Raw genomic sequence first — 20,209 nt, 5'->3', positions numbered from 1 at the left:
GCCCGTCATTGTGTCTTTAGGCATATGGCGCGAGGCCACCCGCCGAATCTAGCCTAGCGACAACTTAGACCAGATTCCGAGGCGACCGTGACCCAGCCCAACCTCACCGGCCCCATCGTTGGCAATCAGCCGATCATTGGCAATCCAATTGTCATCGGTATCGACGCCGGCGGCACCATGACCGACACGATCCTTGTCGATCAGGACGGCCACTTCAAGATAGGCAAGTCGGCGACGACACCGAAGAACGAAGCCGAAGGTTTCCTCGCTTCGGCCGAGGACGCGGCGGACGCCTGGGGCATCTCGCTGGAGCAGCTGTTTTCCGGCGTCAATGTCGTGCTCTATTCCGGTACCGGCATGCTCAACACGCTGCTGTCGCGCACCGGGCGCCGGCTCGGCCTGATCACCACCAAGGGCCTCGAGGACATGATCCTGATGGGTCGCGGCCTGCAGGCCTGGGCCGACTATTCCTACGCCGACCGGCTGCATGCGGTCACCCATCATCATCCCGACCCGCTGGTGCCACGCCGCCGTACCCATGGCGTCACCGAACGCATCGACCAGTTCGGCGACATCGTGCTGCCGCTCTACGAGCATGAGGTCGCGGCGGCGGCGAAAAAACTGATCGCCGACAAGGTCGAGGGGATCTGCATCATGACGATCTTCTCGCACGTCAATCCGGTGCACGAGAAGCGCATCGCCGAGATCTGCCGCGAAGAGATCGAAAAGGCCGGCGCCGAGATCACCGTCTACACCAGCCACGAGGTTCGTCCGGTCATCCGCGAACAATCGCGGCTGAACTCGGTGCTGATCGAGGCTTACGCCACGTCGCGTGGCCGCAAGCAGCTCAAGGGGATCGAAGACGTCTCGAAGAAATACGGCTTCAAATATGGCGTGCAGACGCTGCTCTCCTTCGGCGGCCTGACCTCGATCAATCATCCGCGCCTGCATGAAACCATGATTTCAGGCCCGATCGGCGGCATTCTCGGTGCTGCCTATGTCGGCAAGCTGATCGGCAATGACTCGCTGATCTGTTCGGACATGGGCGGCACTTCCTTCGACATGGGGGTCATCACGCGCGGCCAGACGCGGATCGAGAACGAGCCGCTGATGGATCGTTTCAAGCTCAACGTGCCGACGCTGCATCTCGACACCATTGGTGCGGGCGCCGGCATGATCCTCAAGGTCGATCCGCTGACCAAGAAAGTCAGTCTCGGACCGGAAAGCGCGGGCTCCGATCCCGGCCCGATCTGCTTTGCCAGGGGCGGTGCCGAACCGACCATCGCCGATTGCGACGCCATTCTCGGCCGGCTGAACCCGTATTACTTCCTCGGCGGCAAGGTCGTGCTGCAGGTCGAGAAGGCCCGCAAGGCTTTCGAGGAAAAGTGCGCCAACGTGCTCGGCGTCGGTGTCGAGGAGGCCGCCGAAGGCATGATCGACATGCTGGAGGCCGACGCCAACAACGCGCTGCGCCGCGTCATCTCCGGCCAGGGCATCCACCCCTCCGAGTTCACGCTGCTGTCCTATGGCGGTTCGGGCCCGCTGCACCTGGCCGGCTGCTCCAGGGGCATCGGCTTCAAGGACATCATCACCTTCCAGTTCGCCGCCGCCTTCTCCGCCTTCGGCTGCACAACGGCCGATTTCATGCGCCGGCATTCGGTGTCGACGCAGCACGACATCCCCTCGCGCGCCGACGAGGCGACGCTTGCCGCTTTCGGCGCCAAGGTCACCACGGTCTGGAACGATCTGACCAAGGCAGCGGTCGACGAGATGATCGCCGACGGCCATGCGCGCGAAAAGATCAGGACCGTGCCGATCCTGATGATGCGCTACACCGGCCAGCTCGAGGACGTCGAAGTGATGGCGCCGCTCGCTGAGGTCAACTCGGCCGACGACATGCGCAAGGTGCTCGACGAGTTCGAGGCGGTCTATGCCAAGGTCAACCACCGCGTGTCGCGCTATGGCGAGGCCGGGTTCACCATCACCGAACTCGGCCTGATCGCCACCGCCGACAAGGTCAAGCCGGTGCTGCTCAAGCGGCCGCTCGGTGCCTCCAATCCGGCTGCCGCCCACAAGGGCGTGCGCGAGGCCTATATCGGTGGGCGCTGGCACAAGGCCAATCTCTACGAGATGGATCTCTTGCAGCCCGGTCACGAAGTGATCGGCCCGGCCATCATCGAACACCCCGCCACGACGCTCGTCGTCCACCCGCAAGACCGCGTCCATGTCGATGAATGGACGCTGCTGCACTACACCCACGCTTGAGAGGGCGATCGCCATGTTGGACAAACCTGCCTCGGCCCTGCGCCTTCGCGAAAGATTGCTCGATTCCGAGCGACTGATGGAAGAGACCGGCTGCTATGACGGCATCACGGAACTCTCGCTGCGCAACCAGGATCCGCTGAAATTCGAGACGTTGCACACGAAGCTGCGCGCCTATTGCGTCTCTGCACGCGAAATGGCCCGCCGCATCTCGGCCTCGCCCGGCGTGCGCGAAGTCGGCGAGATGGTGGTCGCCATCTACACCCCCGAGGGCGATGCCATCGCGCTCTCCAACGGCATCATGGTGCATGTCCACACGATGAGCCGGTTCATCAAATGGATGATCAAGAACAACTACGAGGAAAACCCGCGCATCCGCGAAGGCGACATCTTCGCCAACAACGACGCCTTCATCGGCACCGTGCAGGTGCCCGACGTCATGGACGTGGTGCCGATCTTCCATGAGGGCACCCTGGTCGGCTGGGCCGGTGCCGTCTGCCATGAGCTCGAGGCCGGCGGCATCACGCCCGGCGGCGACGTCTGCCTGGCGCAGGAGCGCTTCACCGAAGGCCTGTTCGTCTGCGCCGAGAAGATCGGCGAGAACGACGAGATCCGCCGTGACTATGTCATCCGCTGCGAGCGCAATCTGCGCATGCCGATCTACTGGGTGCTGGACGAGAAGGCCAAGGTCGCCTCCTGCATCGACATGCGCGAAAGCGTCAAGCAGCTGATCTCCGAGATCGGCCTCGACTACTGGATGAAGGTGTCGAAGGAGTTCATCGAGGAAGGCCGCCGCGCGCAGCTTGCCCGTACCCGCCAGCTCACCGTGCCCGGCATCTATCGCGGCCACACCTTCTATGGCCATGTCACGGCAGGCAAGCCCGGCTTCCAGCTGCTCGGCGATCCGGACTGGCTCTACAACATCCCGATCGAGATGGAGATCACCACCGACGGCAAGATCACCATGGACTTCGAGGGCACCCAGCCCTGGGGCTACCATTCGATGAACTGCACGCCGGCCGGCATGGATGGCGGCATGTTCGTGACCTTGACCCAGCACATGAATTTCGAAGGCCTGGTCAATGACGGCGCCTGGATGGCGACCGAGCTGAAACTGCCGCACGGCACCTGGACCAACCCCGACAACGAGATGGTGGCGACAGCCACATCATGGGCGCTGCTGCTGCCGGCCTATGGCGTGTTCCAGCGGCTGCTGTCGCGCAGCTTCATTGCCCGTGGTTTCGTCGAGGAGGCGTTCGTCGGTCAGGTCAACAGCCCGATGATCGAGATGGGCGGCGAAAGCCAGTACGGCACACCGTTCGGCATGGCGCACTTCGAATGCGCCGCCGCCGGCTCCGGCGCTCTGGCCATCAAGGATGGCCTCGACACCGCCTATGTCGGCTGGAACCCGGAATCCGACATGGGCAACATCGAGGTCTGGGAACAGTCGATGCCGATGGTCTATATCGGCCGCTCGATCGTGCCGAATTCCGGCGGCGCCGGCAAATATCGCGGCGGCTGTTCCTTCGTCTCGACCTGGCTGATCAACAAGACCTCGCATCTGCGGCTCCACACCTCGGAACACTCTTCGCGGGTGTTCGACAATGGCGGCATGTGCGGCGGCTATCCGGCGCCGACCTGCCAGAAGCACCGCGCCGTGCGCAATTCCAACATCCATGAACTGGCGGCCAGGGGCGAACCGCTGGCGCATGCGCCAGGCATCGACCCGCTTGTGTCGGACTACGAGAAGAACATTGGTGGCGACCATGTCGTGGTCGAGGGTCCCTACATCACCTCGCCGCACAAGGAAGGCGATATCTTCAGCCATTCCTACAATGGCGGTGGCGGCTACGGCGACGTGCTGGAGCGCGATCCGATCAAGACGGCCTGGGATGTCGAGAACGGTTTTCTCACCCGCGAAGCGGCGGACAGCGTGTTCGGCATCGTGCTGAGGGACGATGAAGACGGTTATCCCACGGCCGATATCGATGCGACCGTGACTCGGCGTGCCGCCATGCGCAAAGAGCGGCTGGCGAAAGCAATCCCGGTGGCGGACTGGATCGCCACCGAGCGAGGCAGGGTCGAAAAGGCCGACTTCGCGCCCGAGGTGAAGAAAATGTACGCCAGCGCGATCAAGCTGTCGTCGCGCTTCACCAAGGATTTCAGTGATTTCTGGAACGTCGACGCAAGGTCCATCTTCACGCCGGGAGCAAAGCCATGACCTCGTACAGCAAGGAAGTCATCCGCGATCTGGCTGCCGGCCAGCTGCCCTGGCCGCAGACGCGGCGCATCATGAGTGCCTACAAGGACGATGACCGTTTCTTCAAGATGGTCGCAGTCTATCAGGATCGCGTCGCCTGGAAGGATCCGATCCTGCTGCCGGTCTCGGATCACCTGTTCATCTGCCAGAGCGGCGATGAGCGGATAACCCGCTGCGAGTGCGGCCACTCCTTCGGCGACTACCGCAAGAACTGGAAGCTCAACGCCGCCATCAACGTGCGCAACACCGAGCAATCCCTGCGCGAGATCTATCCGAACAGCGATCTTCCCGATCCCGAATGGATGGAAATCCGCGAATTCATCTGCCCGCAGTGCGGTACCTTGCACGAGGTCGAGGCGGCGGCGCCGGGATATCCGATCGTGCATGATTTCGAACCCGATCTCGAAGGTTTTTATCGCGAATGGCTGGGCAAACCACTTTGACGACACTGATCTTGTGAGCCGCGTTGTAGGCAAGGTAGCCTGGCTGCCCGCACCGAATTGTCTTGGAGACCACGCCTGATGACAAACCTTTCCGGCCGCAGCGCGATCATCACCGGCGGGTTTTCCGGAATGGGCTTTGCCATTGCCACGGCACTGGCTGAGGCTGGCGCCAATGTCGCCGTCGGCTCCTACATTGCGCCCGCCGGCGCCGACAAATCCGATGCCGCCTATTATCCCGGCGCCGACGAAATCGTGCGTGTGCGTTCGGCTCTTGCCGCCCATGGCACCAGGGTTCACGCCGCCCATCTCGACGTGCGCGATAGCGACGTCACCAACGGTTTCGCGGCGGAAGCCGAAGCCGCTATTGGCCCCGCCGACATATTGGTCAACGCCGCCGGCACCACCGCCGAGCAGCCGGTCTGCGGCCACTCCGACGCGCTGTGGGACAAGATCGTCGACACCAATCTGACCGGCGCCTTCCGCGTCACCCGTGCCGTGCTGCCCGGCATGATCGGGCGCGGCTGGGGCCGTATCGTCAACATAGGCTCGACCGCCGCCTCCGTCGGCTGGAAGGACAACCCGGCCTATTGCGCTTCCAAGGCCGGCCTGCTCGGCCTGACCCGCTGCGTGGCGCTGGAAGGGGCGGCGCATGGCGTCACCTGCGTCATGATCAGCCCGACCTGGGTTGAGACCGAACTGATGCGCCGCAACGTGGCGCAGGTCGTCGAGCGCGAAGGCAAGCGGCGCACGGCGGAGCAAGCGATGGCCGAAATCGCCAGCGGCAACCCGCAGCAGCGCCTCCTGCAGCCACGGGAGATCGCGGCTCTTGCCGTCTTCCTGTGCTCGGATCTGGCCAAGGGCATCACCATGGAAAACATACAGATCACCGGCGGGGCACTGTGGTAGCGCTGATCCAGGCAGCTGTGGCCGGACAAGCGCCGGCCTGATCTCGGCAATCGCCTCGTTGTAAGACAAGGTGACCGGATTTGCCATTGAGCGCAGGGCGCGATAGGTTATATTGCACTGCACAATGGAGACGCCGTTTATTGCACGCCCTTGTTTGCGGATATGCCGACTGGCCCGCGGCCTGCCGGCCTTGGGTCGCGCCGGCGGGACTCTGAGATGAAGATTCCAAAGTCCCTGCTGGTCGATCCCGAGAAGAATTCGGTCTATGGCAGTTTTGCCGTTGCCGTCTCGATCTGGGCGTTTTCCTATTCGGTCATTTTCGGCCAGATCCTGATTCTCGCCTACTACGCGGTCTGGCTGCCGCTCATCCTGGTCGACTACCGGCGGTTCCTGCGGCACCTGTCCAGCGCCTGGCTGCCGCTGCTGTTTGCCGCCTATGTCTGCTTTTCGGTCTTCTGGTCGCAGGCGCCCGGCGTCACCGCGAGGACGTCGATCCAATATTTTTCCCATATCGCCTGCGCCTACGTCGCGGCGCGCACCGTCAGTGTGCGTACATTGACCATAGGCGCCCTGATCGGGATATTTGTCGTCCTGCTCTACTCGCTGCGGGTCGGAAACTATTCCGAGGACGTTCTCGACGGGACCTACAACTTCGTCGGCGCTTTCGCCTCCAAGAACCAGATTGGCTTTGTCGCCTCGCTCGGCATCTACTTCTGCGTCGTTTTCGTTGCTTTTTACAGGCGCGGCTGGCGGAGCGTCATCCTGGCGGTGCCTATCGTGCTGTTGTCGGCCTATCTGCTCGTCATTGCGCATTCCGCCACCTCGATGGCCTCGATACCGGCGGTCCTGGCGCTGGTCGCGCTTCTTACCATGAGCAAGCTGCTGTCGCGGCGCTATCGGCGGGTGATCTTCCTGATCGGCGCCGGCCTGCTGGTCGTGGTCGCCTTCGTCGCCTTGAATCTCGGGCTGATGGACTTCGTCCTTGGCCTCTTCGGCAAGGATTCGACGCTCACCGGGCGGACCTATCTGTGGGAGCAGGGCTGGAACGCCGTGCAGAAAGCACCGATTCTCGGCCTCGGCTATGCCGCCTATTGGGTGCAGGGCTTCGCCGAAGCCGAGCGGCTGTGGAACGAATTCTACATCACCACCCGCACCGGCTTCCATTTCCACAACACCTATATCGAAGCCCTCGTCGAACTCGGCTTCGTCGGAGCGACGCTGGTCTCGCTGATCATGCTGCGCACGCTCTACGGCCATGTCTCGGCGGTGATCTTCAAGGCATGGCAAGCGGATTCGGTGATTCTCTTCGGCGTGATGGTGCTGCTCCTGATCCGCTCCTTCGTCGAGGTCGAGATTCTCAACCCCTACATCATGGGCTCCTTCCTGATGTATTTCAGCTTCTTCAAGCTGGCGCGGCTGCCGGTCACCCGCACGGCGTGGAGCCCCGCTTTCGAGCAGGCCGAGGCGGCCAAGAGAGAGGCCGCCTGGCCCCGGCATGTGAATGGTCCGGCGGCCGCCAACCCGTCCTGAGTCGATGCAGGGCAAACTGCGCAGCGGTTTTGACCTGCATTAGAAAGGCTTGAAGCGCGTCGCATGAATCCCTTCAAACGCGACGCGCTTTATCGGGCCAACGGCGGTTTCGCCTGGGAGCTTTCGTCCATGCAGGCCTGGCCCAAGGCGGGATCCATCCCTGGCGGGATGGATCAAAACGCCGGATCGTGCTGGGGTTTCCGGGTCTGCTGGCTAGAACAATTCCAGGAAAGTATGAAACGGTTTTCACGGGAAAAGCGCGTAGCGCTTTCCCTCAGGGAATTGCGTCAAAACAAAGAGTTAGGGCAGTTCGCCGTTTCCGTGAAACGGTGAACTGCTCAAGGGGTCTACTGGCTGGGCGTCTACTGACTGGTCAGCGGCGCCAGCTTGACCTTGATCACGTCGCCGGGCAGCACCGGCGTATCTTCCTTCGCCGAGATTTCGCTGCTCTTGCCGTCGACGACCCGCACCAGTGCGTAGAGCAGGCTGGGTTGCTGGTCGGTGTCGCTGGCGGACCTCATCGAGGGATCGCTGGCTTGGGCCATCAGGCCTTTCTGCATATTCACCTTGAGCGCGGCCTCGTTGAGGTCGGCTTCGGTCTGCTGCCGGTCGGTGGCGAGATTTGAACTCAAGGTGTTCTGGGCATCGATGGCGTCCTGCGTCGCCTTGCTGATCGCCTGCTTGGCGGTGAGGATGGCCGTTTCGTAGTCCAGGATCTTGCCCTGCAGGTCGGCGACGGACTGCCGCGAATCGAGCAGCCGGGCGTTGGCGATCAGGCCTTTCTGTGCCAGCGGGCCGATGCTGGTGAGCTGCTGCTGTGCCAGGTCGACCTGCTGCTGCTGGTTGACGATCTTCTTCTGCAGCGACTCGATTTCGGACTGCAGAACCCCCTTCAGATCGCTGAGCGCCTCAAGCTTCAGCTTCAGCGCCTTTTGGTCGGACGTCAGGATCGTCATCTCGTCTGCGACGATGGCTGGCAATCTGGGATCGGCCTCGGCCTCCTTCGGCACCTCGAAACTCGCCTTGCCGGCCATATCGGCGTCGATGCGGGCGCGCTTGACGAGCAGCCGAATGCGCTGGTCGTCAGAGATATCGAAATTGCCCTTGGCGGTGACCAGGTCCTTGCCGAGCTGCGGGCCGTAGTCGGCGTTTCGCCTGATGCCACCGGCGACACTGATGGCCTTCAGCACCGTCAGCTCGGGCACATAGGGAAATTGGCCGGGGTTCTGGACTTCGCCCGAAATGTAGAATGGCCGGTACTGCGCCATTTCGACGGAGGCTTCGGGCTTGTCCGACAGAGCGAGCTTGCGCTGCAATGCCTGGCCGATCGCCGCCGCGATTTCCGACGTGGTCTTGCCGGATGCCGGAAGCTCGCCGGCGAACGGCACCGACAGCGTGCCGGAAGGCCCAACCGTGTATTCGCCATTCACCGCCGACCAGTCACGGAATGTGCCTTCGACCGTCTGCCATTCGGCAACGCGGATGGTGAGCTTGTCCTGCGATCCAAGACGGTACTCGTCGGCCGTGGCTATGTGGGGGATGGCCAGCGACATGGCAACGCATATGGCCAGCAAACGCGCCCTTCGCAGCCGGCCGCAAACCGGGCCGCTGCGAAGGGCTTCAAACATGTCTGTTTTCAACTGAACGTTCCGATCCGCTTTAGCCCCATCGCCCGAAGATGCTTGCCGCGAAAGCCTGGCATCGCGGCGGTCAATAAGAACCGCGTGACATCCAGACGGCGGGGACAGTCTTGATGATGATGCGAACATCCTCGAACAGCGACCAGTTCTCGACATAGTGGCGATCGAAGGCGACGCGGCTGTCATAGGAGACGTCGTTGCGACCGCTCACTTGCCACAGGCCGGTCAGGCCCGGGCGGGATTTCAGATAGTAGACGGCGGAGGTGCCATAGATCTCGAGCTCGTCGCGCACGACCGGACGCGGCCCGACAAGGCTCATGTCGCCCTGCAGGATGTTGATGATCTGCGGCAGCTCATCGAGGCTGAGTTTCCTCAAGACTGCTCCGACGCGGGTGACGCGCGGATCGCTCTTCAGCTTGCGGGTCGCCACCCATTCCGCGTTGGCGTCCGGGTTGGTTGCGAGATAGGCGGCCAGCACCTTGTCGCCATCGGGAACCATGGTGCGGAACTTCAGGCACGGAAAAATCCGTCCCCCGCGTCCGATTCGCCTGTGGCCGTAGAAAATCGATCCGCCGTCGGAAAGTTTGACGAGCAGAGCGATCATAACAAACAGCGGGCTGAGAGCGATCAAGCCAATCAGTGATCCGGTGATATCGAAGCTGCGTTTGAGCAGGCCGCCGATCGGCGGCGGAAAATCGATGTCGACCTGCGAAAAGCCCGCTGTGGCCGACTTGGCAACGTCCCTCATGCCGTAAACTCCATGCGTGAACGAATGGTTCGCCGCAAGATACCAAAAAAATGTTGCAGCGCAACACACAATTTACCAACCGGTTGAAATAGTCGCGTCATGAATTGACTAAATAATAAGCTAGCCATGCACAAATTTCGGGATATTTAGCACATTTGTGACAATAAATGGGCAAACCTCGAAAAATAAGGGCCTTTTTGGGGCGGTTCTTAGGCGGGCTGTCCTATGGGGTAAGGCATGGAGCACAATAGTGCTTCAGAAGAGCTCGATACTCAAGGCAAATCCTGTAAAATACTACTTAATATTGTTTCTTTTACTCAAGAATGGCGACCATTCGAGGTCGGTTCAAATCCCTTTGCGTGCGTTGCAGCATGGCCGAATCGATCGCAAAAGCTCAATCAAAAATATCCGGAGTTGCCCTTGCCGCCTACTGCTCGCCTTAATAGAATTGCAAATTATACCTGTCAGAGTGGCGACAGGTAGAAAAGGCCGGAAGCAACCGGCCGAGAGCGGGCGACCTTAACAAGCCCGCATGACAAGGGACGGCGCTCGGGTGGGGCAATCGTTATATAGACCCGAGCCGGTTTATGGGCTGTTGGGTATGGCACTTCCAAAATTCATCGTCGGGATGATTTTCGCTCTTTCAATCGTCGTTGCCTGGTCCTGGCTAGGCGGCGCTTCGATCGGTACGACGCTGATCCGCGTCATCATCTGCGCAATTATCATTCAGGCGGGCTACTTCGTGCTCGTCTATGCCATGATCGCCCGGAGCCCGCCGACGCCGGCCGACATGGCTCGCGACGCGGAGAGAAAGCTGAATGCGCCCGAGGTGGCCGAAGGCGAGAAGCTGGGCAGCGCCAGGCGAAGCCTGCACTAACCAGAAGCCTGGCAGCCTCACGCGACGTTAGCGGGCTGGCTCTCGGACTGTTCGCCCAAAAGCATTCGCGACAATCGGCTGCCGGCTTTTTCCTTCAGCCGCTGATATTGTCCGACTTCGACGACCCGGCCGTTTTCCATCGCCACCACCCAGTCGGCGAAGGCGATCATCGACGGCCGGTGCGCGATGGTCAGGATCGTCATGGTGCCGCGCAATCCGTCAATCGACTGGGCGATCAGCGACTGGCTCTGCCAGTCGAGCGCGCTGGTGGCCTCGTCCAGGATGAGCAGGGACGGCTTGCGCAGCAGCGCGCGCGCAAGCGCAATGCGCTGGCGTTCGCCGCCCGAAAGCCGCACGCCGCGGTCGCCGACCACCGTCTCGAGCCCGATGTCGAGCCGTTCGACGAATTCGCCGGCGTGCGCCGAGCGCAGCGCGGTCCACAGATCGTCATCGCTGGCTTGCGGCGCGGCAAGGCGCAGGTTCGCCGCGATCGTGTCATGCAGCAGGAACACGTCCTGCGGCACATAGGCCACCTGATCGCGCCAGCGGCGACGGTTGCCGGCATCGATCTCGACGCCATCGACGAGCATCGTGCCGGCGGTCGGCTCGAGCAGGCCGAGCAGCATGTCGGCGATCGTGCTCTTGCCCGAGCCGGAGGGGCCGATCAGCGCGGTAACCTTGCCGGCCGGCAGGCCGAAGGTGATGTCCCTGACGACCATCTTGGCCGGGTCGTCGCCATAGCCGAAACAGACGTCCCTGATGTTGAGGCCGGTTGCCAGAGACAGCTTGCCGCCTTCGCTGGTTTCGGCATCGCTCGGTTCGCGTTCGGCGTCGAAACGCGCCTGCATGCCGCGCATCGCCGTATAGGCGGGCAGATTGATCAAGACCTGCTGGGCCTGCGTCTGCATGTCCATGAAGCGCGGCGCGATGCGCATGAAAACCAGCAGCAGGACGACGATCTCGGCCAGCGACAGGTTGAAGCGGACCAGTGCCACATAGATGAACAGGCTCAAGCCAACGACGCTCGCCACCTGGAACACCGCGGTGCCGATCGTGCTGTTGCGCACATAGTCGACATTGTCGGCCTTCATCTTCTCGAGCGTCGCTTGCAACTGTGCGAAATAGGTCGCCTCGACATTCAGGCTCTTGGCCACCTTGATGCCGCCGAGGAATTCCGAAACCGTCCGGTACTGATCCTGGCGATTGGCGGTCAGAACCCGGCCAAAGGCGGTGGCCCGCGATCGAAACGGCTGCAGCGCCACGAACATCACGATGCCGATAATGACCGCAAACAGCGTCATCACCGGCGAGATGAACACCGAAACCAGCAGATAGCCGGCCAGAAGCACGGCGATCTGCACCAGCATCAACAGCGAGAAGGCAGCGCCCTGGACGCGGTCGATATCGCCGGTCAGGGCATGGTCGAGATCGGAACTGCGCATGCGCGTGAAGACGCCCCAGCGCGCCTTGCCGATGCTCTCGAACAGATTCATGCGCACGCGGTTGATGAAATCGAACAGCAGTTTGGCCATGTAGACTGACTTGAAGCGGTTGAACGCCGCCTGCACGGCAACAAGCCCGACCAGCACGCAAAGCACGGTCGTCAGTTGCAGCGTTCCGTCCGGCACCAGCCAGCGTATGAAATCATTGTTCGGCAGCTTGACCGCAAAATCCTGGTCGGGGCGTCCGACCAGATGCAGCAGCGGCACCAGCAGCAGGATGGAGATGCCTTCGGTCAGGCTGCCGAGGATCAGGAAGAGCAGCGCCGTCCAGGTTCGCCGACCGCCGATCTGGGCAATGGCGGCGCCGAATGCGGCAACGTCTCGAAACAGAGACAGGCGAAGGATTGAGGACTTCGACATAATTGCGCTCACGGCCGCCAACGACCTGGTGTCAGATCCCCGGCCGCCAGATCCCTTTCGATCAGGTCCACGGCCTCACCGATCCTGTCGAGGCCCGTCGGGACTTCGAGGCGGCGAACGCCGACATGGTCAACCAGCCGCGCGCATTGGCGAAGATGCACTTCTGCAAGATCGCTGGGCAGAGCCGCGCGGCCGAACCGCGTCACATAGGAGAATTTGATGATGGCCGGCAGGGCGGCGATGCCGGGCAACGGCGTGATGGCGGCCTTTTCGCCGCGCTCGAGGATATAGATCCTGGTCGCAGGCACCCTGTTGGCGGAAAAGGCACCATTCAGGCGATGCTGCATCTTGTCGATTGCCGGATGCACTTGCGGTCGCACCTCGGTTTCTCCGAGCGAGATCGCCGCCGCGGCATCGGCTGCCAGCTTGATCTGCGGAAAACCCGGAACGATCATCGGCTCACCCGGATTGGCCAGATCCAGCGCCACCACGTCATCGGTAAGCAGGTCATGTCCGGCCCGGATCATCGCGCTTGCCGTCGTCGACTTGCCGGCGCCCTTGTCGCCCATGAAGATGGCGCTTGTACCAGCAACCGCAATGGCACTGGCGTGCAGGACGAGCAGGCCGCGCCGGTGCAGCAGCAGCGCCATCACCGGACCCAGCAGCGGAAACGCGATCAGCATGTCGTCGACGCCGGGCGCCGGCTCGACGTCGATGCGGCAGCCATCGCTGATAAGGAATGCGCCGACCGCCTGCCATGCGAGGTATTGCTGGTCCGCCTCGAAGCGAAACTCGGTCGCGGCTTCCAAGCTGGGTTTTGGCAGGTCGATCGGGCCGACGGCGATCACTACATCCGCCGCCCCAGGCGCCGCCGGCTCCAGTTCGGGCAACGTCACCTCGGACGCGATGGTCAGGCCATAGGCGCGGTAGAAGCGGCGCTCTCTCGCGGTCCGGCCATGCGGGCGGGGATGATCACTGTATGCGGCGAGCGGCTCGTTGCGCGGCATCATGCGGGGCTCCCGCTGCGCTGGAGCTGCCGCAGCCAGAGCGACAGCGATGCCGAGCGCCAGACATACTGGACATCCAAAGGCGCCGCCCGATCGGGCTGGCGCAGCAGCCGCGCATAGGCAGCACTCACCTGGGGGAGATTGACGTAGGGCGCGATGCGGCTCGCATCCGAGATCAGCAGCTGTTCCAGGAGGTCGCGGTGGTTGCGCAGCATGCCGTTGACGAGATTGGCGGTGAAGTCGATCTTGTCGCGCCGCCACTGAACCGCTGTCGGCAGCACGCCTTCCATGGCGCGACGCAGCACATAGCGACCAAAGCCGTGGCTGAGCTTTTCCTCACCGGGCAGGCCGAGGCAGAACTCGACCAGCGGCTTGTCCCAGAACGGATAGCGCGGCTCGACGCCGAAATTGGCCGCGGCCTTGTCGAGAACCTCGAAAGCATGCGCGACATAGCCATTCGACAGGATCCAGCGATGGCTCAAGGCGTCGCTGGCCTGGACGCCGGGCGGCATATATCCGGCCCGGTGAAATCGGTCGACAAGCTCGGTGCGCCTGGCCAGATCGGGATTGATCAGGTCGCGCCAGCCGCGGCCGCGCGGCGCCTGCGCCGGTCTGCGTATCCTGTTCAGGACGCGATTTGCCAAATGTCTCAGCTTCGCGATCCGCCAGGCCGGTCCGTAGAGGGTCAGGAACTGGAAATACAGGCCCAGCGTGCTGTCGCCATAGGTGTCGGAGGCGCTGCGGATCTCACGCCACAAATCCATCCATCTGCCGGCGTTGGCAAGCTCATGCAGATGGCCATGACCTTGTGAAACGACCTCGTCGCCGCCATGGCCGTCCAGCAGCACCTTGATGCCCTTGGCGCCGGCAGTCCGGTAGATGCCGCGGGTCAGCGTCAGGCCCGGCGCCAGGAACGTCCCTTCCTGCTCTTCCAGCACCCGTTCGAACTCGGCGAATGGCGCATAGTTGCCGACTGGAATGAGCGTTCCGTCGACCTTTTGCTGATCCAGCACGGCATCGATGAACGGGCGCTCGTCCATCGACGAGCCCTTTTCGAAAATTAGCGAGAAGGTGGGCAGCCTCGGCTTGCGCTCGGCGGCGTTCTGCAGGCCGGCGACACAGGCGATCGAGGAGGAATCGAGGCCGCCGCTCAGCATCGCGCCGACCGCCGAGGTTCCGCGCATGCGATTGCGCACCGATTGCGAGAACAGATGGGCGAATTCCTCAGGCACATCCGACCCTATCGGTCGTTGCGACGGCTCGATCTGCCAGTAACGGCGCAGCACCACTTGTTGGCCGGTGACGGTTAGGCTGTGGCGCGCCGGCAAGCTGAAGATGTCGCTGTAGGGTGTCGCCTGCGGATCATCGGGAAGCCCGGCCAAAAACCCCGAGATCTGGTGCTCGCTGACATGTCCGCCAACCCCCTCGACGCCCAAGATCGGCCCGATCTCCGAGGCAAAGGCAAAACGCCGATCCGCCGCATGGTAGTAGAACGGCTTGACCCCGAAATGGTCGCGCGCGCAAAACAGCAGCTGCCGCTCGGCATCCCAGATGGCGAAGGCGAAATCGCCTTGCAGATGCACGGGGCAGGCTTCGCCCCAACGCAGATAGGCCCGCATCAGCAGGGTCGCATCGGCGACCGATCTGTCGCGGATGCCAAGCCTGGCCAGCAGCTCGTCGCGGTTGTCCAGCCGGCAATCGGCGGTGATGGCGAGCTTGCCGTCGGCCATCGTCAACGGACCGGGGCCGGCGTCATCGGTGGTGTTGAGCCAGGCGTGGCCAAGCGCGATGCCGGTGTCCAGCCACCACGAATTTCCATCTGGGCCACGATGGCGCATGCGCGCCAGCATCTGCTGGATATCGGCCGCCGCGACCGCTGGGGCGGGCCCCCGGGCCGCTGCCGCGTGCCCCTGTCGAAGCAGGATTCCGGCCACGCCGCTCATCGGCTGCCGTGGTCGACCAGATGGGCGAAACCGTCGATCGATCCGCCAAGCACGATATGATTGTCGCTGACCAGCCAGGCATGCGCCTTGAGTTGCTCGCCCGTGCCGCGCTCGATGCCGATGCGTATCTTCGAGGCATTGCCCTGTCGAGCAAGCATGTATTGACCCGAAAGCGCCTGGGTCAGGCACGTGGCGTTGGGAACGAAACGGGCCGCTGCGGCAACTCCCCAGGCGACGCGCCGCAGTTCGCCCATGCTGGCGCACTGTGTCGCGTCGAGCCGCGTCACCAGGCTGCGAACACGGTTGTAGGACAACAGTGTCAACCCCAGCCGAACCGCCGCGACCACCAGCAGGCAGCGGCCGAGGAAGATCATTTCCGAGCCGCTCAGGGAGAGAATCCCAAACAGGCTTCGTCGGCCTTGCCGGCGCTTTCTCTGTCTGGGGCTCCTTTCGGTCGCGGGTTCCTGCCGCAAAACCATGGCCTTGTGCGGAACCTGCTTAGACAAGTTCCTCATGATCAAGCCTCGCAAGCCCGTTATCGGCCAGGCCCTTCAGCAGTGCCTCGACGTCGGCCTGGCAGCGCTCCGGGTCGACATTGTAGCGCGCAAGCACGGCGCTGCGGATCTCCGCCACCGACCTGGGCTCCTGGATCAAATCCCAGATGAAGGCGCCGACGCCGTTCAGGCTGTAATAGATGTTGGATTTCAGATTGAGGAGCGCCAGGCCATCGCCGAACTCGCAAGCCACGGCATCCTTGGTCGCACTCACACGAACGTGGTCGGCTGAATATCGGTCGGCCAAATCCTGGTCGGCCAACTCCTGGCCGGATTGCTTCCAGTTCATCCCAAAACCTCGCTTACACTACGCTTCGCAGTTCCAGGCAATGAAAGGGGAGTCGGAGGCAGTGCCCCCGACTCTCTTATTTTTTAAACCCAGAGTCCCAACGTCATCACTCTGGAGTAATTGCGATAGGCTTCAGGAAAACGTCAGGTCGCCGATCGGCGTATGCGCGGGGAAAGACGCGTCGATCGCCGTGCTGCCGCCGCCGCCCTGGGTGATGGTTTCGATCGAACCATGCACTGTCAGGCTTGGCGTCTCGTATTCTTGCTTTTCAACATTCTGTTCCATTTTACTCTCCAATAAGGACTGGAAACGGCTTGTCGAGTGCCGTCAGCACTTGCATGCTGCAGCGCAATAGCTGCATGGCAGCATTTATGAGTCAAGCCTGATTTACCAGGCATTAATCAATTACAGGTTGCGCGAGCACATTATGTGTGGGTCATGCCTAAAATATGACGTCTTCTAGACCGATTCCCTATGTTTGGCGACCATGTCGATGCCGATTCTTTAAGCATTTGATTTTGCTTGAATAAAACATTTGCCAAGTGCCTTTATTTTAGGCATCCCTAATAGGGTGAACTCAGCCGGCAAATCCATGGTGAGGCCAGCTGAAAACGCCTTGGTAGGGGCGGTATTTCAACATCGGTTTTGACCGACTTTTCAGAAGTGTCGGTAAACGCTCAGGTTGCAAAATTCTGCACTGCAAAAGGAAAGGCTTTACGCCATCAAGGTTTTTGGTGATGCTTGCTTCGCATTTGCAGCATACGCGCCGCGCAAATCGCTTTTTGGGGAGACTGTGCGCTAAATGGCCTTGCCGGATGGTTCCTATGAACGACTGCGCGCCGCCGATTGTGCCGACGAGGTTGCCTATGTGCGGGCCTGCCTGCGGTTGTATTTCGCCGGGGCAGGAGCCACTACTGGCGACGTATCGATGCCCGGCCCAGGCGGTGCCAATGTTGCCGACATCGCCAGGCTGAACAAGGTCGCGACCTTTGTCCTCAAGGCCCTGTCGCGCGCGCCTGTCAGTGACAGACCGCCCGAGCTTTTCCATTGGCTGGACAGCTACCGCAGGAGGACGGTTTCGATGAACGCGTCCTGCATCATGGATTCGATGGCGATCCATGACGTGCTGCGCGAAAGCCGGATCGATTTCGTCTTTCTGAAGGGTCCGTTCCAGCAGCAGCTTCTCTACGACGATCACTTCATGAAGCCCTCGGGCGATGTCGACATTCTGGTTTCGCCGGTCGGCTATTTCAAAGCGCGGGATGCGCTGCGCTCGATCGGCTACGAGGTCGCCGGCAAGTCGCGCTCCGTCTGGTGGGTTCGCTTCCTTGGCGAACAGCATATGACGCGCGGCGACGGACCGAGGCCGTCCACGGTAGATCTCCACTACCGCCTCCAGCAGCCCGGCTCGCCGAGCCCGCGCGACGCGGACGGGTTTCTGCGGCGAAAGCGGCAGGTCGAAATCGCCGGTGGGACGGTGCCGTTCACCTCGGCCGCCGACACGCTGCTTTTGTCCTGCATCAGCGTCGCCAAGGCACTGTTCAACCGGGAACCCTGCGCGGGCTATGTCTGTGACGTGCGCGCCAGCGCCAGCCGCCTCGACGAGACGGACCAGCGGCATGTGCTCGATGCCGCGGTAGCGCAGGGACTGGACGATACGCTGCTGCTTGGTATACGCGCAGCCGATGTACTGCTCGGCGGTGCCGGCACGCTGCTGTCGGAGCGTGCGACGCGCATCCTGTCGCGCATCGGCAATGAGGACCTGCTCAACATGGTCATGGCGCCGTGGCTGTCGTCGCTTCGGTGGCCGCAGCGGCGAACGGTGCTGTGGGAACTGTGCGGCCGCGCGCCGGTCCGATATCTGGCGGAAGCCGGTTGGGCGGCGTCCGCCGATATCAGCCGCCGCATCTTTGAACGGCCGGGCGGTCGTTGAATGAACACAGATCTGGCGCTGATGGCAATCGGGCATCGAACGGGTACGGGGCGAACACAAATCGATATCACCTGTACGAGAGGCTATCCATGTCGATGACGAAATCACAGGTCTGCGTGATCATCGCGGCCAAGAACGCGGCGGCGACAATCGCCGTCGCCATCGCGTCCGCGTTGCGCGAACCGGAAGTGGCGGAAGTCGTCGTCGTCGACGACGCCTCCACGGACGACACTGCGGCAGTCGCGCGATCCGCCGACGACGGCAGCGGCCGGCTTGCGGTGATGCGCCTCGATGTCAATCGCGGCCCCTCCTACGCTCGCAACGCCGCGATCGCCAGTTCGAGATCGCCGTTCATCAGCATTCTCGACGCCGACGATTTTTTCCTCGAAGGCCGGTTTCGCAACCTGTTTGCCGTCGCCGACTGGGATTTCGCGGCGGACAACATCATGCTCATCAGGGATGATGCAACCGGCGACGCGACGAAAATCGTCGCCCCGCAATTCGCCGCGGATCCGGAATTCCTCGATTTCGAGAGCTTCGTCGAAGGCAATATTTCCAGGCGCCGCGTGCAAAGGGGCGAACTGGGCTTCCTCAAGCCGGTGATCAGCCGCGCCTTCCTCGATCGCCATGGGTTGCGTTATGACGAGAGCCTGCGGCTCGGCGAGGACTATGAACTCTATGCCCGCGCTGTCGCCTGCGGCGCGCGCTTCAAGGTCATCCGCTCGTGTGGCTACGGCGCCATCGTCCGTGCCGATTCGCTCAGCGGCCGCCACAAGACTCAGGACCTCAAGCGTCTGGCCGATGCCGATCTCGCGCTCCTGGCGATCGACAGTCTGCCGGAAGGCTCGAAAGCGGTGTTGAGACGGCACGAGCGGCACGTGCGCGACAAATACCGGCTGCGCAATTTCCTCGACGTCAAGGCCGAGCACGGGCTGGCATCGGCAGCGGCCTACGCATTTGCCAGCCAATCCAACCTCGTCCCCATCGTCCAGGGCGTGGCGTCCGACAAGCTCGAGGCGCTGTTTCGCCGCGTCGGCCTTGTGTCCAGGCACAAGCACGTGCCGCCATTGCGTTTTTTGATGGCAGGCACAAGCAGCGGCAAGGAGCGGTGAAACTGTCCGTTTCGTCCGGGTTGACCCGCCGGCGACAAGCTCATCGCGCAAACCATTTCGGTCGGATTTATGAGTTTACGAACTGGGTGGTTGCCTCGCGGCCCAGACGATGGCAGTCTATGTTGCGGTGCAGCAAATTGGACGACCAGCCGAACTGGCCCCCGATCGGATTGGTCTGATGTCTCTCCCTCAGGGGAGCAGGACAGAGCAGTATGAGTTTTTTGAGCCCCGGCTGCGGGGATCGGCCAGAAGCCCGGCCCGTAGGCCGGCGATGACAGGAATCTGAGTTCATGGCTTCGATATTCGGTTTCAGATCTAGGGATCCGGCCCGCGACCGGCAGACCGATGGTTCACGTCTTGATCGCCTGGCAAAGCTGTTTGAGCAGATCGCGGTCGAGATCGAGGCCGAGAGAGCCGGGTTGGAGAATCGCTATCGGACGAAGGCGACCAACGCCGCTTTCCTGGTCGAAGCGATGGAGAACGGCTCCACCTCCGACCGTCGGTCGTCCGAAGTCAGCGCACTGACGACGTCGATCCTGAATTGCGAACGCCGCATCGCGGAGCTGTCGCGCCAGAACGGCATGATGAAAGAACTCCGTCATTCGCTGGATACGGTCTTCGACGAGAATGCGGCGTCCGATTCGGCCACCGCTGCCGCCGAGTACACCAGGCCGGCGGGCGCTGGCAGAGGTTGAAAGTGAAGGTTCGCAATTGCTGCAACAGATTTGATGCGAGGCAGGACAAGGTCAGGGGAGGGTCAAGCAGGAGGTCAAGGTTGGCCCGTTCAGGAAGTGGTTCGAACGTCGACTTTGGGTTGGGGATGCACAGCACAAAGGTGAGTTT

The 20,209-nt window shown here is 62.2% G+C and carries 18 protein-coding genes; 10 read left to right on the top strand and 8 right to left on the bottom strand.

From position 1 onward, the window contains the following. Nucleotides 1-135 precede the first annotated feature (135 nt). From CGZ66_RS06945 to CGZ66_RS06920, 6 genes are all read left to right on the top strand, one after another. Nucleotides 136-2,265, top strand: a complete 2,130-nt coding sequence (locus tag CGZ66_RS06945; protein ID WP_095084299.1) for a hydantoinase/oxoprolinase family protein — start codon at nucleotides 136-138, stop codon at nucleotides 2,263-2,265. Nucleotides 2,266-2,278: 13 nt separating this feature from the next. After that, nucleotides 2,279-4,483 (top strand): hydantoinase B/oxoprolinase family protein, encoded by a 2,205-nt coding sequence (locus tag CGZ66_RS06940; RefSeq protein ID WP_095082878.1) that lies wholly within the window; start codon nucleotides 2,279-2,281, stop codon nucleotides 4,481-4,483. Then, the gene (locus CGZ66_RS06935) at nucleotides 4,480-4,965 is read left to right on the top strand and encodes an acetone carboxylase subunit gamma (RefSeq protein ID WP_095082876.1); all 486 of its coding nucleotides are present in this window, start codon (nucleotides 4,480-4,482) and stop codon (nucleotides 4,963-4,965) included. Before CGZ66_RS06940 ends, CGZ66_RS06935 begins: the two co-directional genes overlap by 4 nt. A 78-nt stretch (nucleotides 4,966-5,043) precedes the next feature. Then, nucleotides 5,044-5,871, top strand: coding sequence for an SDR family NAD(P)-dependent oxidoreductase (locus CGZ66_RS06930; protein WP_095082874.1), 828 nt, complete (start codon nucleotides 5,044-5,046; stop codon nucleotides 5,869-5,871). Nucleotides 5,872-6,087: 216 nt separating this feature from the next. Then, nucleotides 6,088-7,401, top strand: a complete 1,314-nt coding sequence (locus tag CGZ66_RS06925) for an O-antigen ligase family protein (protein WP_095082872.1) — start codon at nucleotides 6,088-6,090, stop codon at nucleotides 7,399-7,401. 63 nt (nucleotides 7,402-7,464) lie between these two features. Continuing rightward, complete coding sequence (locus CGZ66_RS06920) at nucleotides 7,465-7,734, top strand: hypothetical protein (protein WP_095082870.1); 270 nt, start codon at nucleotides 7,465-7,467, stop codon at nucleotides 7,732-7,734. Nucleotides 7,735-7,763: 29 nt separating this feature from the next. Here the strand turns inward: CGZ66_RS06920 and CGZ66_RS06915 are convergent, their stop codons facing one another. Both CGZ66_RS06915 and CGZ66_RS06910 read right to left on the bottom strand, forming a co-directional pair. Further along, the gene (locus tag CGZ66_RS06915; RefSeq protein ID WP_167392021.1) at nucleotides 7,764-9,029 is read right to left on the bottom strand and encodes a polysaccharide biosynthesis/export family protein; all 1,266 of its coding nucleotides are present in this window, start codon (nucleotides 9,027-9,029) and stop codon (nucleotides 7,764-7,766) included. Between the two features lie 82 nt (nucleotides 9,030-9,111). Further along, the gene (locus CGZ66_RS06910) at nucleotides 9,112-9,789 is read right to left on the bottom strand and encodes a sugar transferase (RefSeq protein WP_095082866.1); all 678 of its coding nucleotides are present in this window, start codon (nucleotides 9,787-9,789) and stop codon (nucleotides 9,112-9,114) included. A gap of 532 nt (nucleotides 9,790-10,321) precedes the next feature. Between CGZ66_RS06910 and CGZ66_RS06905 the strand changes: the two genes are divergently transcribed. Beyond that, nucleotides 10,322-10,666 carry an exopolysaccharide production repressor exox gene (locus tag CGZ66_RS06905; protein ID WP_245331034.1) on the top strand — a complete coding sequence of 115 codons (345 nt, stop codon included), beginning with the start codon at nucleotides 10,322-10,324 and terminating at the stop codon, nucleotides 10,664-10,666. Nucleotides 10,667-10,683: 17 nt separating this feature from the next. Here the strand turns inward: CGZ66_RS06905 and CGZ66_RS06900 are convergent, their stop codons facing one another. From CGZ66_RS06900 to CGZ66_RS06875, 6 genes are all read right to left on the bottom strand, one after another. After that, entirely contained in the window at nucleotides 10,684-12,528 is a 1,845-nt protein-coding gene (locus CGZ66_RS06900) for an ABC transporter ATP-binding protein (protein WP_095082863.1), read from the bottom strand. Between the two features lie 8 nt (nucleotides 12,529-12,536). Beyond that, nucleotides 12,537-13,538, bottom strand: coding sequence for a phosphoenolpyruvate carboxykinase (ATP) (locus CGZ66_RS06895; protein ID WP_095082861.1), 1,002 nt, complete (start codon nucleotides 13,536-13,538; stop codon nucleotides 12,537-12,539). Next, complete coding sequence (locus CGZ66_RS06890) at nucleotides 13,535-15,478, bottom strand: lasso peptide isopeptide bond-forming cyclase (RefSeq protein WP_095082859.1); 1,944 nt, start codon at nucleotides 15,476-15,478, stop codon at nucleotides 13,535-13,537. The genes CGZ66_RS06895 and CGZ66_RS06890 overlap by 4 nt, the downstream gene beginning before the upstream one ends. Beyond that, entirely contained in the window at nucleotides 15,475-15,852 is a 378-nt protein-coding gene (locus CGZ66_RS06885) for a lasso peptide biosynthesis B2 protein (RefSeq protein WP_245331033.1), read from the bottom strand. Before CGZ66_RS06885 ends, CGZ66_RS06890 begins: the two co-directional genes overlap by 4 nt. 124 nt (nucleotides 15,853-15,976) lie before the next feature. Then, nucleotides 15,977-16,321 carry a PqqD family protein gene (locus CGZ66_RS06880; RefSeq protein WP_095082855.1) on the bottom strand — a complete coding sequence of 115 codons (345 nt, stop codon included), beginning with the start codon at nucleotides 16,319-16,321 and terminating at the stop codon, nucleotides 15,977-15,979. Nucleotides 16,322-16,453: 132 nt separating this feature from the next. Then, a complete protein-coding gene (locus CGZ66_RS06875) occupies nucleotides 16,454-16,606 on the bottom strand; it encodes a lasso peptide (protein ID WP_095082854.1) in 153 nt (50 codons plus the stop codon). 517 nt (nucleotides 16,607-17,123) lie between these two features. Between CGZ66_RS06875 and CGZ66_RS06870 the strand changes: the two genes are divergently transcribed. From CGZ66_RS06870 to CGZ66_RS06860, 3 genes are all read left to right on the top strand, one after another. Next, nucleotides 17,124-18,254 carry a nucleotidyltransferase family protein gene (locus CGZ66_RS06870; RefSeq protein ID WP_095082852.1) on the top strand — a complete coding sequence of 377 codons (1,131 nt, stop codon included), beginning with the start codon at nucleotides 17,124-17,126 and terminating at the stop codon, nucleotides 18,252-18,254. Nucleotides 18,255-18,343: 89 nt separating this feature from the next. Next, nucleotides 18,344-19,366 (top strand): glycosyltransferase family 2 protein, encoded by a 1,023-nt coding sequence (locus CGZ66_RS06865; protein WP_095082850.1) that lies wholly within the window; start codon nucleotides 18,344-18,346, stop codon nucleotides 19,364-19,366. A gap of 290 nt (nucleotides 19,367-19,656) precedes the next feature. Further along, nucleotides 19,657-20,061: a hypothetical protein gene (locus tag CGZ66_RS06860; protein WP_095082848.1), complete on the top strand. Its 405-nt coding sequence runs from the start codon at nucleotides 19,657-19,659 to the stop codon at nucleotides 20,059-20,061. The last annotated feature ends 148 nt before the right edge of the window (nucleotides 20,062-20,209 follow it).

Origin of the sequence: Mesorhizobium sophorae, from assembly GCF_002270415.1 — a bacterium.
Lineage (GTDB): Bacteria > Pseudomonadota > Alphaproteobacteria > Rhizobiales > Rhizobiaceae > Mesorhizobium > Mesorhizobium sophorae.
Note: the sequence above shows the minus strand (reverse complement) of the source record. Positions and strands in the feature narration are given on the sequence as shown.

Coding starts and splice junctions, on each gene's coding strand:
- CGZ66_RS06895 (WP_095082861.1), bottom strand. CDS start 13,538: ATGATGCCGCGCAACGAGCCGCTCGCCGCATACAGTGATCATCCCCGC.
- CGZ66_RS06920 (WP_095082870.1), top strand. CDS start 7,465: ATGAATCCCTTCAAACGCGACGCGCTTTATCGGGCCAACGGCGGTTTC.
- CGZ66_RS06890 (WP_095082859.1), bottom strand. CDS start 15,478: ATGAGCGGCGTGGCCGGAATCCTGCTTCGACAGGGGCACGCGGCAGCG.
- CGZ66_RS06875 (WP_095082854.1), bottom strand. CDS start 16,606: ATGGAACAGAATGTTGAAAAGCAAGAATACGAGACGCCAAGCCTGACA.
- CGZ66_RS06935 (WP_095082876.1), top strand. CDS start 4,480: ATGACCTCGTACAGCAAGGAAGTCATCCGCGATCTGGCTGCCGGCCAG.
- CGZ66_RS06885 (WP_245331033.1), bottom strand. CDS start 15,852: ATGATCTTCCTCGGCCGCTGCCTGCTGGTGGTCGCGGCGGTTCGGCTG.
- CGZ66_RS06905 (WP_245331034.1), top strand. CDS start 10,322: ATGACAAGGGACGGCGCTCGGGTGGGGCAATCGTTATATAGACCCGAG.
- CGZ66_RS06880 (WP_095082855.1), bottom strand. CDS start 16,321: ATGAACTGGAAGCAATCCGGCCAGGAGTTGGCCGACCAGGATTTGGCC.
- CGZ66_RS06940 (WP_095082878.1), top strand. CDS start 2,279: ATGTTGGACAAACCTGCCTCGGCCCTGCGCCTTCGCGAAAGATTGCTC.
- CGZ66_RS06870 (WP_095082852.1), top strand. CDS start 17,124: ATGGCCTTGCCGGATGGTTCCTATGAACGACTGCGCGCCGCCGATTGT.
- CGZ66_RS06900 (WP_095082863.1), bottom strand. CDS start 12,528: ATGTCGAAGTCCTCAATCCTTCGCCTGTCTCTGTTTCGAGACGTTGCC.
- CGZ66_RS06910 (WP_095082866.1), bottom strand. CDS start 9,789: ATGAGGGACGTTGCCAAGTCGGCCACAGCGGGCTTTTCGCAGGTCGAC.
- CGZ66_RS06925 (WP_095082872.1), top strand. CDS start 6,088: ATGAAGATTCCAAAGTCCCTGCTGGTCGATCCCGAGAAGAATTCGGTC.
- CGZ66_RS06930 (WP_095082874.1), top strand. CDS start 5,044: ATGACAAACCTTTCCGGCCGCAGCGCGATCATCACCGGCGGGTTTTCC.
- CGZ66_RS06915 (WP_167392021.1), bottom strand. CDS start 9,029: ATGTTTGAAGCCCTTCGCAGCGGCCCGGTTTGCGGCCGGCTGCGAAGG.
- CGZ66_RS06865 (WP_095082850.1), top strand. CDS start 18,344: ATGTCGATGACGAAATCACAGGTCTGCGTGATCATCGCGGCCAAGAAC.
- CGZ66_RS06860 (WP_095082848.1), top strand. CDS start 19,657: ATGGCTTCGATATTCGGTTTCAGATCTAGGGATCCGGCCCGCGACCGG.